The sequence below is a fragment of the Streptomyces sp. WAC04114 genome (genome assembly GCF_019733245.1).
In the GTDB taxonomy this organism is placed as follows: Bacteria; Actinomycetota; Actinomycetes; order Streptomycetales; family Streptomycetaceae; genus Streptomyces; species Streptomyces massasporeus_A.
On sequence record NZ_JAIGQA010000057.1, the window covers coordinates 1 to 15,486 of the forward strand.

Here is a 15,486-nt window from a genome sequence, read left to right on the forward strand (position 1 = left end):
GAGCGGAAGGTGCCGTGTCCATGCGGTGCGCGCTCCGGGGGGTGCGGGGACGGAACGGGGGGTGGCTCGGATTCCGGAACGTACTGACCGGACGGTATGGACGTCAACGGGTCGCGCACCAGGACTTTTTTGCCTGTACTTGGCATCGACCGCCCGCCCGGACATGCCGAAGGCCCCGGCCTCGCGAGGAGGCCGGGGTGCGCCGGAGCCGGGGCTAGAAGACGACCAGGGCCCGGCCGCCCTTGCCCGCCAGCATGTTCTCGAAGGCCGCCGGAATGCCGTCCAGGGAGATGCGCTCGGTCACCAGCGCGCTCAGGTCGAGGCGACCCGCCCGGATGTGTTCGGCGAGGACCGGGAGGTCCTGAGCAGGGTCGGAGTTGCCGTAGACGCAGCCGGAGAGGGTGCGGCCCCAGTGGAAGATCTCCAGGGCGTTGAAGGTGACCTGCTGGTCCTTGCCGCCGATGCCGACGACCGTGGTGCGGCCGCCGCGGCGGGTCGAGTCCCAGGCCGTGCGGATGCTGACCGCGCGGCCGGCGCACTCCACGGCGACGTCGACGCCCTGCTTGCCGGTGAGGCCGCGGATCTCGCGGGCGGTGGTGTCGGAGGCCACGACGTAGTCGGTGGCACCGGCCGCCCTGGCCAGCTCCTCCTTCCCGGCGGACACGTCCACCGCGACGATCTTCGAGGCACCCGCGATCCGGGCGGCCTGGAGGGCGGCCAGGCCCACTCCCCCGACGCCGAACACCGCGACCGTCTCACCGGCCCGGACCCGCGCCGAGTGGTGGACGGCGCCGTAGCCGGTGAGGACGGCGCAGCCGAGGAGGGCCGCGTCGGTGAGCGGCACGCCGTCCGGCACCGGCAGGACGCAGGACGCGGAGACGACCGTCTCCTCGGCGAACGCGGCGACGTTCAGGCCGGGGTGGAGGTCGGTGCCCTCGGTGGTGCGGGCGTAGACGTCTGCGGCGCCGCTGAGGGCGTTGGCGCACAGCCACACCTCACCGAGCGAGCAGGCGTGGCAGGCGCCGCAGGACGGGGCCCAGTTGAGGACGACCCCGTCGCCGGGCGCGACGTGGGTGACACCGTCGCCGACGGCGACGACCGTGCCGGCGCCCTCGTGGCCGAGGACGGCGGGGACGGGCACGCGCATGGTGCCGTCGGACAGGGACAGGTCGGAGTGGCAGACCCCGGCCGCGGCGAGCCGGACCCGGACCTGGCCGGGTCCGGGGTCGGGCAGGTCGATGCCGGTGATCTCCAGCGGGGAGCCGATGGCGGGCAGGACGGCGGCGCGGACAGCCATGACGGAAGGGACTCCCTGACTAGAACTGGAGGGACTTGGTCTGGAGGTACTCGGCCAGGCCGTGCACACCGAGTTCCCGGCCCACACCCGACTGCTTGTAGCCGCCGAAGGGCGCGAGCGGGTTGAAGCGGCCGCCGTTGATGTCGACCTGGCCGGTCTCCATCCGGCGCGCGAACGCAACCGCCTCGGCCTCGTCACCGGCCCAGACGGCGCCGGCCAGGCCGTACACCGTGCCGTTGGCGATGCGCAGGGCGTCCTCCTCGTCCTCGTACTTCAGGATCGACAGGACCGGGCCGAAGATCTCCTCCTGCGCGATGGTCATGTCCGGGGTGACGTCGGCGAAGACGGTCGGGGCGACGAAGTAGCCCTGGTCGCGGGGGGCTTCGGGGCCGCCCGCGACCAGGCGGGCGCCCTCCGCGACGCCCTTCTCGATGTAGCCGCGCACCCGGTCCTGCTGCTTGGCGTTGACGACCGGGCCGATCCTCTCGCCGTACTTGGCGGCGGCGGCAGCGGCGAGCTCGACGGCCTCGTCGTACCGGTCGCGGTGGACCAGCATCCGCGTCCAGGCGCTGCACGTCTGCCCGGAGTTGGACATGACGTTGGCGACGCCGACGTTGACCGCCTTGGCCAGGTCGGCGCTCGGGAGGATGACGTTGGCGGACTTGCCGCCCAGTTCGAGGGCGACCTTCTTGACCTGCCCGGCCGCGACCGCGGCGATCTGCCGGCCCACGGCGGTGGAGCCGGTGAAGGAGACCAGGTCGACGTCGGGGTGCTCGGCGAGGGCCTGTCCCGCGACCGGGCCGAGGCCGGTGACCAGGTTGAAGACGCCCGCCGGGAGCCCGGCCTCGTGCACGGCGTCGGCGAACAGCCGGGCGACCAGGGGGGTGTCCTCGGCGGGCTTCACCACGATCGTGCAGCCGGCCGCGAGGGCCGGGGCGACCTTGGCGACGATCTGGTGCAGCGGGTAGTTCCAGGGCGTGATCGCGGCCACGACACCGACCGGCTCGTGGTGCACGACCGAGTTGCCGGTCTTCTCCTCGAAGGCGTACGTGGCCGCCAGCTCGGCGTAGGAGCCCGCGACCGCGATCGGCACGCCCGCGTGGACGGCCTGCGAGAACTTCAGCGGCGAGCCGAGTTCCGCCGTGACGGTCTCGGCGATCTCGTCCGCGCGGGTCACGAGCACGTCCCGCAGGGCGGCCAGGCGCGCCGCGCGCTCGGCGGGCGGGGTCGCGGCCCAGCCCGGCAGGGCGGCGCGGGCGGCCCGCACGGCGGCGTCGACGTCCTCGGCGGTCCCCGCCGGGACCGTGCCGACGACCTGCTCGTCGACCGGGTTCACGACCTCGATCACGTCCGGGCCGGCGGCGGGGCGCCAGGCGCCGTCGATGTACATGCCGTCGTGTGCCTTCATCGCGCTTCCTCCGGGGGCGGGGCGTCGTCGTCCGGCACATAAACTAGCGACGATAGTTTTCTGGCGCCAGACACCACCGGTCATCAGAGCACGCGGACGGTCACCCCCGGATGTGCCTCTCCTCACTCCCCCAGGTCGGGCAGGCGATCCGGGTGCGGACAGATCCGGTCGCCGTGCTGGTCGAAGACGAAGAGGTGGGCGAGGTCCACGAGGAGCGGTACCTGCATGCCGTGCCGGAGGGCCAGGTCCGGGGTGGTGCGGACGATGAGATCGCCGGGCAGGCGCGCTTCGGCGGTCGCGGGGGCGGCGGCCTCCGGGCGGTCCAGGGCGATGACGGGTCCGGCCCGCCCGGCCACGGACCGCTCCCGGAGCCTCGTGAGGACCGAGCCGTCGCGGCGGCGCCGCCGGACGGGGCGCCCGGGGCGGGGACGCGGGGCCTCCAGTTCGGGGACGACGGCGGGCCTGGAGCCGGTGTTGAAGTGGACGAGGATCTCGTGCCCCTGGAACTCCACGTGCTCGACCAGGCCGGTCATCGGCACCTCACCGGGGCGGGCCGCGCTGTGCTTGGCGATCCGGACGGCCTCCGAGCGCAGACCGACGATGACCTCGCGGCCCTGCTGCACGCGCAGCAGCTGGTGGTCCAGGGAGAGCGGCTCGGGCAGACGCAGGAACTGCTTGCCCAGGCTGATGGTCATCGCCCCGTCCAGCGGGGCCCGCACCAGGCCGCGCAGCAGGTTGATGCGCGGGGTGCCGATGAACGCGGCGACGAAGACGTTGCTGGGCAGCGCGTAGACCACGCGGGGGCTGTCGACCTGCTGGAGCACGCCGCCGCGCAGCACCGCGACCCGGTCGCCGAGCGACATGGCCTCGGCCTGGTCGTGGGTGACGTAGATCGTGGTGACGCCCAGTTCCTGGGTGAGCCGGGAGATCTCGGCCCGCAGATGGGTGCGGAGTTTGGCGTCGAGGTTGGACAGCGGCTCGTCCATCAGGAACGCGGAGGGGTGGCGGGCGATGGCCCGGCCCATGGCGACGCGCTGGCGTTCCCCGCCGGAGAGCTGGCCGGGCAGCCGGTCGAGGAGGTCCTCGATACCGAGCATGCGGGCGGTGGCGTCGACGCGGGGGCGGGGGTCCGCGTTCGGATCCTCGATGCGCAGCGGGAACCCGATGTTCGCGCGGCTGGTCATGTTCGGGTACAGGGCGAAGTTCTGGAAGACCATCGCCATGTCCCGGCCGGACGGCGGCAGGTCGTTGGCGTGCTCGCCGTCGAGCAGCAGCTCGCCCTCGTCGATCTCCTCCAGCCCGGCGATCATTCTGAGCACGGTGGACTTGCCGCAGCCGGACGGGCCGAGCAGCACGAGGAACTCGCCGGGCGTGATGTCCAGCGACAGCCGGTCCACCACGCGGGCGCCCCGCGTGTAGGACTTGCTCACGTCGTGCAGGGAGATGGCGCGTGTCATGAGGTGCCCCCCGAGGGGTCATCAGGGCGCTGGTGCTCCGCGGTCGGAAACCCCGTGCGGGTCGTACGGGGCTGTGGGTCACGGAAGTTAACGGAATGTGTGCGCCCGGGGGAAGAGACCGGACAGGATCAGGGGCTTCGGTCCATCTGGTGAGAAGGCCGACGGTCCGGTCGGGCCGTCGGCCGGGAGCTGCCCGGGTCAGCGGATGCCGGTGAGATGGGCGAAGACGACCACGTTCCCGGAGTAGCCCTTCCTGCGGCCGTAGCTGCCGCCGCAGGTGATCAGGCGCAGCTCGGGACGGCCGCCCCGCGCGCCGTACACCTCCTGACCGGGGAAGTGCGCCTTCTCGTACGACTTGACCTTGTCGACCGTGTAGACGGCGATCCGCCCGTCGGCGCGGCGGGCCTTGACGATCCGGCCCCGCTTCAGCTCGGGCAGCCCGGCGAAGACGGCCGGTCCGCTGTCCGTGTCCAGGTGCCCGACGGCCACGGCGGTGCCCTGCTCGCCGGGCGAGGCGCCGTTGCCGGTACCAGCCGACGAGCTTGGGGTCGTCGTCCGGTGGTGCGGTGAGGCGGCGGTCGCGGTCGAGGCCGAGGTCCATGACCGGGGCGTCGAGTCGGAGGCAGGGGATGAGGAGACGGGTGGCCCGGGAGCGGGACAGGGGGCGGGGCGTTCCGCGGATCGTGCCTTACGCGGCGGCATCGGGGCGGCGACGGAGCCGGAACCAGACCGTCCCGGCGACGGCGGCCAGGCCGACCGCGGCCGCGCCGGTGACCGGCGTGAAGGCCTCACCGCGGGCGATGCCGCCACCGCCCGCGGGCGGACCGCCGACCGGCATCGTCGGCACCGAGGTCGGGCAGTCGACCTTGAACACCTTGAACTTGCCCGCGCCGTGGGCCTGGTCGGTGAGCCACGTCAGCGTGTACTGCCCGTTGGGCAGGTCGACGGCCCGGGTAGGGCCCGCGTCGGCGGTGAAAGTGCCGGTGCGCGTGGGCCCGCCCGGGACCTCGGGATGGGTCTGAATGGTCCAGTTGACCTTCTCGCCCGCGTCGAAGTTGAACGCGGCGAGGTAGAAGTCGCAGACGGGACCGGAGCCGCGACGGCGGACACCCCGCTCAGGGTGGTCCCTGCGAGGGTGAGAGCGGCGAGGACGGCGGTGCGGGTGCCGGCACGACGCGCAAGGGGTACGACGGGCATGAACATGCCTCCAAGTCAGATGATTTGCACACAAACACCTCGTCACCTGACTTGCCGTCACCTCACGCTCGAAAAGGACGCAGCACCGCCCTACGACGCGTCAGATATCGCTCTTCCGCCGCAGCGACACCCCACCCTTGAGCCTACGCACCTGGGAGACCTCACCGTCCGCCTCCTCCGGCTCCCGTGGGGACCGCACCGCGACCCCGGACGACAGCAGCAACAGCACGCCCAGCATCACGAACGGCGCCGCTACACCCGCGACTCCGGCGATCAGCCCCGCCGCGGCGGGCGCGGCGACCTGGCCGAGCCGGTTGCCGGTCAGTCGCAGGGCCAGGGCCGTCGAGCGGGCGTCGTCGGGGGCGGCCTGGACGACCGTCGTCATGGACAGGGGCTGGCCGACCCCCAGGCAGAAGCCCAGCGCGACCAGCAGCAGGCCGAGCGCCCACACCGGCACCGGCAGGGCGATGCCCGCACAGAGCAGGGCCGCGAGCAGACAGGTGAGCGTCAGCAGCGGGGTCCGGCCGAGCAGCCGCAGCAGGGGCGTGAGCACCATGCGGCAGGCGATCGTCGCCGCGGCACGCAGACTGAGCAGGACGCCGATCACGGACGGCGCGATGCCCCGGTGTTCGCCGACCACCGGCAGGTAGGCGGTCAGGATGTCCGTCGCGGACAGCACGGCGAGGCTGATGAAGATGCCCGCCGGCACCCCGCGGGTGCGCAGGATGCCGCCGACCGGGACGCGGTCGCCCTTGTCCGGGCGGGACGTGGACGCCGTACGGCGGTGCTCGATGCGCCAGAGCGAGGTGAACGCGACCGCCGCCGTCGCACCCGCCACGATCAGGGCGAGCGCGCTGCTGCCGGCCATGTCGTCGCCGCCGATCAGCACGCCCGCGGCGACCGGGCCGACCAGCTGGCCGAGGGCGGCGCCGATGGTGAAGTGGCCGAAGTTGCGGTCCTGTTCGTGCGGCGCGGACTGGCGGGCGACCAGGGACTGGGAGCCGATGACGAAGCACAGGTGCCCGAGGCCCATCACGCCGCTCCACAGGGCCATCGTCCACAGGGAGCCGGCGGCGCCGCTGAGGGCGCAGCCGCCGGATATGAGCACCACGCCGACCGGCAGCAGGGGCGCGCAGCGGCCGTGGTCGGTGCGGCGGCCCAGGGGCACGGCGGCGAACAGGGGCAGCAGCGCGTAGACACCGGCGATCACACCGATCGCGCGCTCGTCCGCGCCCAGCGCGAGGGCCCGGTAGGAGACGGCGGGCCGGGCCATCGACACCGCCCCCTGCGCGAAGCTGAAGGCGATGACGAGGCGGAGCAGCCAGCCGCGGTTCCCACCGGGCCTCACGACGACGTCCTCCATGGGGTGGCTAGATGATCCCGAACAGCATGCCCGCGCCGAGGATGACCAGGCAGGTGAGGGCTGCCCACTTCACGACGAACTTGGTGTGGTCCCCGAACTCCACCTTGGCCATGCCCACCAGGACGTAGACGGCCGGGACGAGCGGGCTGGACATGTGCAGCGGCTGGCCGACCAGCGAGGCGCGGGCCATCTCCAGCGGGGTGACACCGTGCGCGGCACCGGCCTCGGCGAGGACGGGCAGGACACCGAAGTAGAAGCCGTCGTTCGACATGAAGTAGGTGAGCGGCAGGCTCAGGAGGCCGGTGACGAGGGCCATGTGCGGGCCCATGCTGCCGGGGATGACGTCCACCATCCACTTGGCCATGTGGTCGACCATGCCGGTGCCCTGGAGGACGCCGGTGAAGACGGCGGCGGCGAAGACCATGCCGGAGACGTTCAGGACGTTGTCGGCGTGGGCGGCCAGGCGGGCCCGCTGGGCGGGGATGTGCGGGAAGTTCACGGAGAGGGCGAGCGCGGCGCCGATCAGGAACAGCACCGGGATCGGCAGCCACTCCATGATCATGGCGGTGAGCAGGGAGACCGTGAGAAGCGCGTTGAACCAGTAGAGCTTGGGACGCAGGGTGTCCCGGTTGGGGTCGAGGCCCTGGAAGCCGTCGTCGTCCCCGGAGTTCGTGGAGTCCTCGGCGCCCTCGGGAGCGTCCGCGCCGGAGCCCGCGCCACCCGTACCGGCCGCGGCGCCCTTGCGCATCGAGACCGTGCCGTCACCGGAGCCGCCGGAACCGACGAGGACCGTCTCGGTCTCCTTCTCCTCCTCCAGCACGTCGTCCAGCGTCAGCACGCCCAGGCGCCGGCGCTCGCGCACCCCGAGCGCGTAGGAGAGGACGAAGACGAAGAGCAGGCCCACCAGGAGCGCCGGGATCATCGGGACGAAGATGTCGCTGGCGTCGAGCTTCAGCGCGGTCGCGGCGCGGGCGGTCGGGCCGCCCCACGGGAGGGTGTTCATCACGCCGTTGGCCATGGCGGCGACACCGGTCATCACGACCAGGCTCATCTTCAGGCGCTTGTACAGCGGGTACATCGCCGAGACGGTGATCATGAAGGTGGTCGAGCCGTCGCCGTCCAGCGACACGATCGCGGCGAGCACCGCGGTGCCGACGACGATCCGCATCGGGTCGGCTTTGCAGAACTTGAGGATGCCGCGGACGATCGGGTCGAAGAGACCGACATCGATCATCACGCCGAAGTAGACGATCGCGAACATGAGCATCGCCGCGGTGGGGGCGAGGTCGGTCACGCCGTCGAGGACGTAGTCGCCGAGGTTGGCGCCCTTGCCGACGAACACGCAGAACAGCGCGGGAATCAGCACGAGCGCCGCGATCGGCGACATCTTCTTCATCATGATCAGGACCAGGAAGGTCGCGATCATGGCGAAGCCGAGGATGGTCAGCATGAGTGGATACCTAACGTTCGCCCTTGAACATCCCACCAGGGCCGGCGGTGTCCGAGACGTTAGGTGCCGTCAAGCAGCGTTAACAAGACGTTGACGTGCGAGCAATAAGCGCAAAACTGCTGGTCACAGCTTTGCTCAGGTCAGAGCGGTGAGCTTTTCGGTCCCTGCCGGGGTTTCCGGCGCGGTCTCGGGGGCGACCTCGACGGGTACGCCGTTGAGGACCGCGTTGCCCGACAGCGGGTCGAGCTGACGGCCGTCGAGGAGCTGGTTGACGTTGACGCCGGGGTCGGTGGAGGCGTGGCTGAGGCGGGTGCCGGGACGGTTGTGGCCCCAGCCGTGCGGCAGGCTGACCACACCCCGCCGGACCGCGTCGGTGACCTCGGCGGGTGCGGTCACCTCTCCCCCGGCGCCCTTCACCCGCACCGGCTCCGCGTTCCGCACGCCCAGCCGCTCCGCGTCCTCGGGGTGGATCTGCAGGGTGCAGCGGTTCGAACCGCCGGTGAGGGCGGGGACGTTGTGCATCCAGCTGTTGTTGGAGCGCAGATGGCGGCGGCCGACCAGGACGAGTCCCTCGGGGCGCTGGGCGAGGGCCGCGCGCAGGCGGGGCAGGTCGTCCGCGATCGGGCCGGGCAGCAGCTCCACCCGGCCGCTGCGGGTCTTCAGGGGCTGCGGCAGGCGGGGCTGAAGCGGGCCGAGGTCGATGCCGTGCGGGTGCGCGAGCAGCTTCTCCAGGCTGAGCCCGTCGGGTCGTACGCCGAAGCCGTCGCCGTAGGGGCCGAGGCGCAGCATCATGTCGAGCCGTCGCTCGGGGCCGGTGTCGCCGGTGAGCCGGCCGGCGAGTTCGCGCGGGTCGCCGCCGTGGACCGGCGAGTGCGGCTCCTTCACCGCCTTGCCGAGGGTCTGGTCGATGACCATCCGGTCGACGGCCGCCGGGTCGGCTCCGTGCATGCCGGTGACGGCCAGGATCAGCCGGGCCAGGATCTCCGTCTCGGCCATGCGGCCGGGCTCCAGGGGGACGGCGGGGCGGGTGTAGCGGACCTGGTTGCGTATGGCGAGGGTGTTGAAGGCGAAGTCGTGGTGCGGGCTCTGGGAGGGCGGGGGCGGGGGCAGGACCACGTCGGCGTGGCGCGATGTCTCGTTGAGGTACGGGTCGACGCTGACCATGAAGTCGAGGGAGTCGAGGGCCTTGTCGAGGCGGTCGCCGTCGGGTGCGGACAGCACGGGGTTGGCGGCGACGGCGATGACCGCGCGCACCGGCTCGCCCTCCTCGGTGGGGGTGTCGATCTCCTCCGCGAGGGCGGAGAGGGGCAGTTCGCCCTTCGCCTCGGGGTGCCGGCTCACCCGGGAGTGCCAGCGCCCGAGGGCGAAGCCGTGGCCGGGCCCGGCGGGGCGCGGGGTCTTGTCGGTGGCGGCCTGTGGGAAGAGCGCGCCGCCGGGCCGGTCGAGGTTGCCGGTGAGGATGTTCAGGACGTCGACGAGCCAGCTGGCCAGGGTGCCGTGCGGGACGGTGCAGCTGCCGATCCGGCCGTAGACGGCGGCGGTGGGGGCGGCGGCCAGCTCGCGGGCGAGGGTGCGGATGGTCCCGGCCTCGACGTCACAGGCCTCCGCGACCGCCTCGGGCGTGAACTCCCGGAGTTCTGCGGCCAGTTCCTCGACGCCCTGGACGTGCGGGGTCGGGTCGACGAGGCCCTCGTCGTAGAGCACCCACGCCATCGCCGCGAGCAGCAGCGCGTCGGTGCCGGGCCGGACGGCGATGTGCCGGTCGGCGAGCTTCGCGGTGCGGGTGCGCCGGGGGTCGATCACGACGAGGGTGCCGCCGCGGGCCTTGAGGGCCTTCAGCTTGCCGGGGAAGTCGGGGGCGGTGCACAGACTGCCGTTGGACTCCAGCGGGTTGGCGCCGATCAGGAGCAGATGGTCGGCGCGGTCGAGGTCGGGCACGGGGATGGCGTTGGCGTCGCCGAAGAGCAGGCCGCTGGAGACGTGCTTGGGCATCTGGTCGACCGTGGAGGCGGTGAAGATGCTGCGGGTGCCGAGCCCGGCGAGCAGGACGGTCGGGTAGAGGGCACCGGCCATGGTGTGCACGTTGGGGTTGCCGAGGACGACGCCGACGGAGTTCGGGCCGTGCCGCTCCACGACGGGCCGGACGCCGGCGGCGACCGCGTCGAAGGCCTCCTCCCAGGTGGCCTCGCGCAGCTCGCCGTCCCGTCGTACGAGCGGGGTGCGCAGCCGGTCGGGGTCGGAGTCGACGGCCCCGAAGGAGGCGCCCTTGGGGCAGATGAACCCCTGGCTGAACACGTCGTCGCGGTCACCGCGGGCGTGGGTGACGCGCGTTCCCTCGATGGTGAGGGTCAGGCCGCAGGTGGCCTCGCACAAGGGGCAGATACGCAGGGCGGTGCGGGACACGGGTCCTCCCGGGGCGGCGGCTACGGTGACGCGCCCGAGCATACCGACCGGTATGCATGACGGCGAGGCCCTGGCGGCATCCGGGTTCGTCGAGTTCGTCGCGCATGGGAGACCCTCGCGACATCAGGTCAGTCGAGCACCCGGGCCAGATAGGCCCGCAGCATCTCGCGGGCCTCGTCGATGATCCGCTGGTCCCCCTCCGCCGCGACCCGGAACGCCAGGTGCACGAGGGTGTCGGCGGTCTCGACGGCGATGAGGAAGACGCGGCGCAGATCCTCGTCGGGCTCGCGGTCCAGGTATCCGGAGAGGAGCTCGGTGAGGCGGTCGGCGACGCGATGGTTGGGTTCGGCGTGCCGGGCGCCGACCGGGATCTGGTTGCCGAAGTCGACGAGGGAGAAGCCGGGCGCGGTGCGCTTCATCTCCAGGTACTCGTCGAGCACGACGTCCATGGCCGTGCGCCAGCCCCCGTCGCCTCCGGTCTGCCGCAGGCGCTCGGTGACGCGCACGGTGTAGCGCTCGAGGTTGCGCTGCGCCAGCGCGTCGGCCATCTGGCGTTTGTTTCCGAAGAAGCGGTAGACCGAGCCGATGGGGACCGAGGCACGCTGGGCGACGGCACGGGTGCTCAGGGCGTCGTAGCCGACCTCGTCGAGGAGGTCGGCGCAGGCGTCGAGGATCCGGGTCAGGCGTTCGGCACTGCGCCGCTGCACGGGCGCACGACGGAGTGGTGTCGCGGGGGGCACGGGTTTCATGATGCCCCTCCGGCGCTATCGGGTGAACCTCGCCCTCCGATGTCCGTGCCCTGCGTCCGGGCCTCGCGCCGGGAGGCCTCGTCCGGCGAGACGCCCGGGCCGGGCTCCGAGGACGTGATGTCGGCCGTGCTCTCCACGGGTTTGCCGTCCACCGCCCACACGGTGCCGTCGTCGGCGTAGAGGCGGGCCGTGACATGGTGGGTGCCGCGCGGCACGAGACGGGTGTCCAGGCGGTAGGCGGAGTCGCGCAGCCGCGCGACGGGACGGCCGTCGACGAAGAGGCGCACGAGACCCCGTCCGGCCACCGCGCGGGCCGCCGCGCCGGTCGGGGAGAAGCGGAAGTTCCGCACGCTCAGGCGGACGTCCCAGCCGCCGGCGGCGTCGGGCTGCACCTCGATGCCGACGTCGGGGGCGCCGTCCCGCCCGACCTCGCGGTAGGGCCGCCCCTCCTGGTCCCGGTCCTCCAGGATCTTGCCCACCGGGGTCGCCGCCCCGGCACCCTCCCGGGCGTCGCCGGAGCCGCAGCCCGCGGATCCGGCCAGCAGGAGGACACAGACCCCGAGCGCGGCACCAGGTCTCCGTGTCCACGTCATGTCCGGGAGCGTAGAACACACGTCCGGCCCGGCGGATCGTTCTCAAGTCGGGTTCAGGTCATCCGTCGAGAGGATGCCGCGCGCCCCTCTTGCGTCGGGGAAATCGCAATCCTACGGTACTGCATAGGAATCAAACGGCAAGGGAGCAGCGATCATGGGCGATGGGGGTACCCCCCGCGCGAGCGGGTTCGAGCGCGAAGGAGCGCGGAAGGCCGCCGAAGGGCTGACCTACCTCTCCGGCTTCGGCAACGAGCACAGCTCGGAGGCCGTCCCGGGCGCACTGCCCGAGGGCCGCAACTCGCCCCAGCGGGCCCCGCTCGGGCTGTACGCGGAGCAGCTGAGCGGTTCGGCGTTCACCGAGCCGCGGGCGCACAACCGCCGCTCGTGGCTGTACCGGATCCGCCCGTCGGCCGCGCACCCGGCGTTCACCCGGACCCACAGCGGCTCGATCCGCACCGCCCCCTTCACCCAGACCGTGCCCGACCCCAACCGCCTGCGCTGGAACCCGCTGCCCGACCCGGCGCCCGAGACCGACTTCCTGGCGGGCCTGTGGACCCTGGGCGGCAACGGTGACGTCACCCAGCGGACCGGCATCGCCGTGCACCTCTACGCGGCCAACGCCTCGATGGACCGGGTATTCAGCGACGCCGACGGCGAGTTGCTGATCGTCCCGGAGCGCGGCGGACTGCTGCTGCGCACCGAGTTCGGTCTGCTGCATGTGGAGCCGGGCCATGTGGCGCTGATCCCGCGTGGTGTCCGCTTCCGTGTGGAGCTGCTCGACGAGTCCGCCCGCGGTTATGTGTGCGAGAACTACGGCGCCCCCTTCAGGCTCCCCGACCTCGGCCCGATCGGCGCCAACGGACTCGCCAACCCCCGGGACTTCCGCGCACCGGTGGCGGCGTACGAGGACATCGAGGGCCCGGTGGAGGTGGTGAACAAGTTCTGCGGCAACCTGTGGACGGCCACCTACGACCACTCCCCGCTCGACGTCGTCGCCTGGCACGGCAACCATGTGCCCTACGTCTACGACCTGCGCCGTTTCAATGTGCTCGGCACCATCACCTACGACCACCCGGACCCGTCCATCTTCACGGTACTGACGTCCCCGTCGGACACCCCGGGGCTGGCCGGTGTCGACTTCGTGGTGTTCGCGCCGCGCTGGCTGGTGGGAGAGGACACGTTCCGGCCGCCCTACTTCCACCGGAACGTGATGACCGAGTACATGGGCCTGATCGAGGGCGCGTACGACGCGAAGACGGCTGGAAAGGGGGGTTTCGTGCCGGGCGGCGGTTCGCTGCACAACATGATGTCGGCGCACGGCCCGGACCGGGAGACGTTCGACCGGGCGAGCGCCGCGGAGCTGAAGCCACAGAAGATCGACGACGGTCTGGCGTTCATGTTCGAGACCCGCTGGCCGCTCACCCTCACCCCGCACGCGGCACGCGCGGAACACCTCCAGCAGCGCTACGACGACGTCTGGCAGGGCCTGGAGCGGCACTTCCGCCCCTAGGGGACCCCTTGCACTGATCATTTCCTACCGGTACGGATGGCCCGTGACCTCCTTCGCCCCGGATTCCATCGTCCTGAACCGCAAGCTGCCGCTGTGGTACCAGGTGTCGCAGTCGCTGCGCGCCTCGATCCTCGGCCGCTCGCCCCAGGACCCGCTGCGGCTGCCCACCGAGGAGCAGCTGGCCGGGCACTACGGCGTGAGCGTGCTGACGATGCGGCAGGCGCTGAAGGAGCTGGAGGACGAGGGGCTGATCTCGCGCCACCGCCGGCGGGGCACGTTCATCGAGCCGCACGCGCGCCGGGGTTCCCCGGTGCGCCTGCTCGGCTCGGTGGACGCGATCGTGGCCCAGCAGTCCGGTATGACGACCGAACTGCTGGACCACGGCAGCACATCCGTGCCGAGCGAACTCGCCGAGTTCTTCCCGGACGTCGGGGAGGTGTCGACGTACCACCGGCTGCGCAGTGACGAGAAGACCGGTGAGCCGACGAACCACGCCCGCAACTACGTGCGCCCCGAACTGGCCGCGCAGATCGATCTGGAGGACCTCGTCCGGTGGCCCATGACCAAGGTGCTGCGGGACGTGGTGGGGGCGGACATCAGCCGCATCACGGACACGGTGGAGGCGCGGCTGGCCGACCCGGAGACCTCGAAGCTGCTCCAAGTCCCCCTGCTGAGCCCGATCCTGCACTACACCGGGGTGACGTACGACGCCGACGGGCGGCCTCTGGACGTGGCCGTCATCCACTACCGGGGGGACCGGTTCTCCTTCACGGTGACCCTGGACGCCACGTGAGCGCTCCGCTGGAAGCGGCGTGTCCGTCCGTACCCCGGTGCGGGCCGGTAGCGGCGTTCCCCGCGCCCCTGAGCGGCTTCGGATACGTCGTACGATGCCCAGCGTGACGCACGACGACGCTCCGCTGCTGGCGGACCTCATGCCGTGGTCCGTCGCACCGCCGCGGCTCGGCCGGGGCTGGCCGGCGGCCCCCGACGCGGGGTCCCTGAAGGCCCGCTGGGACGCCCTGGTCAAGGCCGAGGGCCCCGACCGCGAGGCGCTGTTCGAGCCGACGCGCTCGCGCACGCTGCACACGGCGGTCGGCCGGCTGCCCGGCCCGAGCGGCATCGGTGGCACGGAGAAGCTGGTGCGCGCCTCCGGGCCCTGCCCGGAGCCGGTGCGCGTGCTGCTCGCGCCCTACGACGAGCAGTGGCTGATCCCCGACCAGCGGCTGATCGACGCGGCCCGCCCGGAGCTGTGGCGAGTGGCGGACGAGCGGCAGGTCTTCGTGGCGGAGGCGCCCGGCGCCACCCCTCCCCTGCTGTGCACCTCGCTGGTCCCGCTGCTGCGCCCCGGCCGGGTCCGCCCGCTGTTCCGCCGCCCGGGCGGACACGAGCCGAATCTGGCCCCGGGCCTGCTGGAGCACCTCGGCACCCGGCTGGGCCGCACCCCGGCACCACTGGACGTGCTCGCCTGGATCACGGCCGCGGCCCGCCCGGACCTCACCGTCCCGCTCACCGGGGACGCCGACGCCTGGGAGCGGGGCCTGGAGCTGGGGCACCGGATGCTGTGGCTGATGCGCCGCGACGGCGAACGCCCGAAGCTGCCCGGCGGCCGCCGCCCCTACGTCCGCGCCCCGCTGCCGTCCCGGCCCATGACCCTGCGCTACGACCGGGACGAGGAAGCCCTGTTCCTGGACGAGGGGCGCATCTCCCCGGTGCCGCCGCAGGCCTGGGACTTCGAGGTGGGGGGAGTGCGCGTCCTGGAGCAGTGGTTCGCGACCCGCGTCGCCGTCCCCGAGCCGGGCACACTGGCGGCGATCCGTCCCGCCACCTGGCCCCAGCCCTGGACGTCAGAGCTGCTGGAGCTGATCACCGTCCTCGCCCTCCTGGCCGATCTGCGCCCCCCGGAGGAGCCGGAGCTCCCCGACCCGGTCACGGCGACGGACCTGGGCAAGGCCGGCGTCCTCCCGGTGCCGAGCGCGGCCCGCCGCCCGGCGTCGGTACTGGAAGGTCCCGAGGAGGGCCCCGAGGGACAACTGGCACTGCTCTAGCTGTTTCAGCTGCC

General features: G+C 72.4%; 13 protein-coding genes. 3 read left to right on the forward strand and 10 right to left on the reverse strand.

Going from position 1 to position 15,486, the window contains the following annotated elements:
- Positions 1-214 precede the first annotated feature (214 nt).
- The 10 genes from K4G64_RS17340 to K4G64_RS17385 form a co-directional block, all read right to left on the reverse strand.
- The gene (locus tag K4G64_RS17340) at positions 215-1,297 is read right to left on the reverse strand and encodes a Zn-dependent alcohol dehydrogenase (protein WP_221756943.1); all 1,083 of its coding nucleotides are present in this window, start codon (positions 1,295-1,297) and stop codon (positions 215-217) included.
- A gap of 19 nt (positions 1,298-1,316) precedes the next feature.
- A complete protein-coding gene (locus K4G64_RS17345) occupies positions 1,317-2,705 on the reverse strand; it encodes an aldehyde dehydrogenase family protein (protein WP_221756944.1) in 1,389 nt (462 codons plus the stop codon).
- Positions 2,706-2,827: 122 nt separating this feature from the next.
- The gene (locus K4G64_RS17350) at positions 2,828-4,162 is read right to left on the reverse strand and encodes an ABC transporter ATP-binding protein (protein WP_221756945.1); all 1,335 of its coding nucleotides are present in this window, start codon (positions 4,160-4,162) and stop codon (positions 2,828-2,830) included.
- A 198-nt stretch (positions 4,163-4,360) separates the two neighbouring features.
- Positions 4,361-4,651 (reverse strand): sortase domain-bontaining protein, encoded by a 291-nt coding sequence (locus K4G64_RS41415; RefSeq protein ID WP_374206420.1) that lies wholly within the window; start codon positions 4,649-4,651, stop codon positions 4,361-4,363.
- A 199-nt stretch (positions 4,652-4,850) separates the two neighbouring features.
- Positions 4,851-5,393 carry a hypothetical protein gene (locus tag K4G64_RS17360; RefSeq protein ID WP_260460576.1) on the reverse strand — a complete coding sequence of 181 codons (543 nt, stop codon included), beginning with the start codon at positions 5,391-5,393 and terminating at the stop codon, positions 4,851-4,853.
- 66 nt (positions 5,394-5,459) lie between these two features.
- Positions 5,460-6,707 (reverse strand): MFS transporter, encoded by a 1,248-nt coding sequence (locus K4G64_RS17365; protein WP_221756946.1) that lies wholly within the window; start codon positions 6,705-6,707, stop codon positions 5,460-5,462.
- 22 nt (positions 6,708-6,729) lie between these two features.
- Positions 6,730-8,172, reverse strand: a complete 1,443-nt coding sequence (locus K4G64_RS17370) for a CitMHS family transporter (protein ID WP_221756947.1) — start codon at positions 8,170-8,172, stop codon at positions 6,730-6,732.
- A gap of 135 nt (positions 8,173-8,307) precedes the next feature.
- Positions 8,308-10,575 carry a molybdopterin oxidoreductase family protein gene (locus tag K4G64_RS17375; protein ID WP_221756948.1) on the reverse strand — a complete coding sequence of 756 codons (2,268 nt, stop codon included), beginning with the start codon at positions 10,573-10,575 and terminating at the stop codon, positions 8,308-8,310.
- 128 nt (positions 10,576-10,703) lie between these two features.
- Positions 10,704-11,324 carry a TetR/AcrR family transcriptional regulator gene (locus tag K4G64_RS17380; RefSeq protein ID WP_221756949.1) on the reverse strand — a complete coding sequence of 207 codons (621 nt, stop codon included), beginning with the start codon at positions 11,322-11,324 and terminating at the stop codon, positions 10,704-10,706.
- Positions 11,321-11,917, reverse strand: a complete 597-nt coding sequence (locus tag K4G64_RS17385) for a hypothetical protein (protein WP_221756950.1) — start codon at positions 11,915-11,917, stop codon at positions 11,321-11,323. The genes K4G64_RS17380 and K4G64_RS17385 overlap by 4 nt, the downstream gene beginning before the upstream one ends.
- 154 nt (positions 11,918-12,071) lie before the next feature.
- On the opposite strand from K4G64_RS17385, the gene hmgA reads away from it, so the two are divergent.
- From hmgA to K4G64_RS17400, 3 genes are all read left to right on the forward strand, one after another.
- Positions 12,072-13,427: a homogentisate 1,2-dioxygenase gene (gene hmgA, locus K4G64_RS17390; protein ID WP_221756951.1), complete on the forward strand. Its 1,356-nt coding sequence runs from the start codon at positions 12,072-12,074 to the stop codon at positions 13,425-13,427.
- 43 nt (positions 13,428-13,470) lie between these two features.
- Complete coding sequence (locus K4G64_RS17395; RefSeq protein WP_221756952.1) at positions 13,471-14,220, forward strand: GntR family transcriptional regulator; 750 nt, start codon at positions 13,471-13,473, stop codon at positions 14,218-14,220.
- Positions 14,221-14,314: 94 nt separating this feature from the next.
- On the forward strand, positions 14,315-15,472 hold the full coding sequence (locus tag K4G64_RS17400; RefSeq protein ID WP_221756953.1) for a type ISP restriction/modification enzyme: 1,158 nt from the start codon (positions 14,315-14,317) through the stop codon (positions 15,470-15,472).
- Positions 15,473-15,486 lie beyond the last annotated feature (14 nt).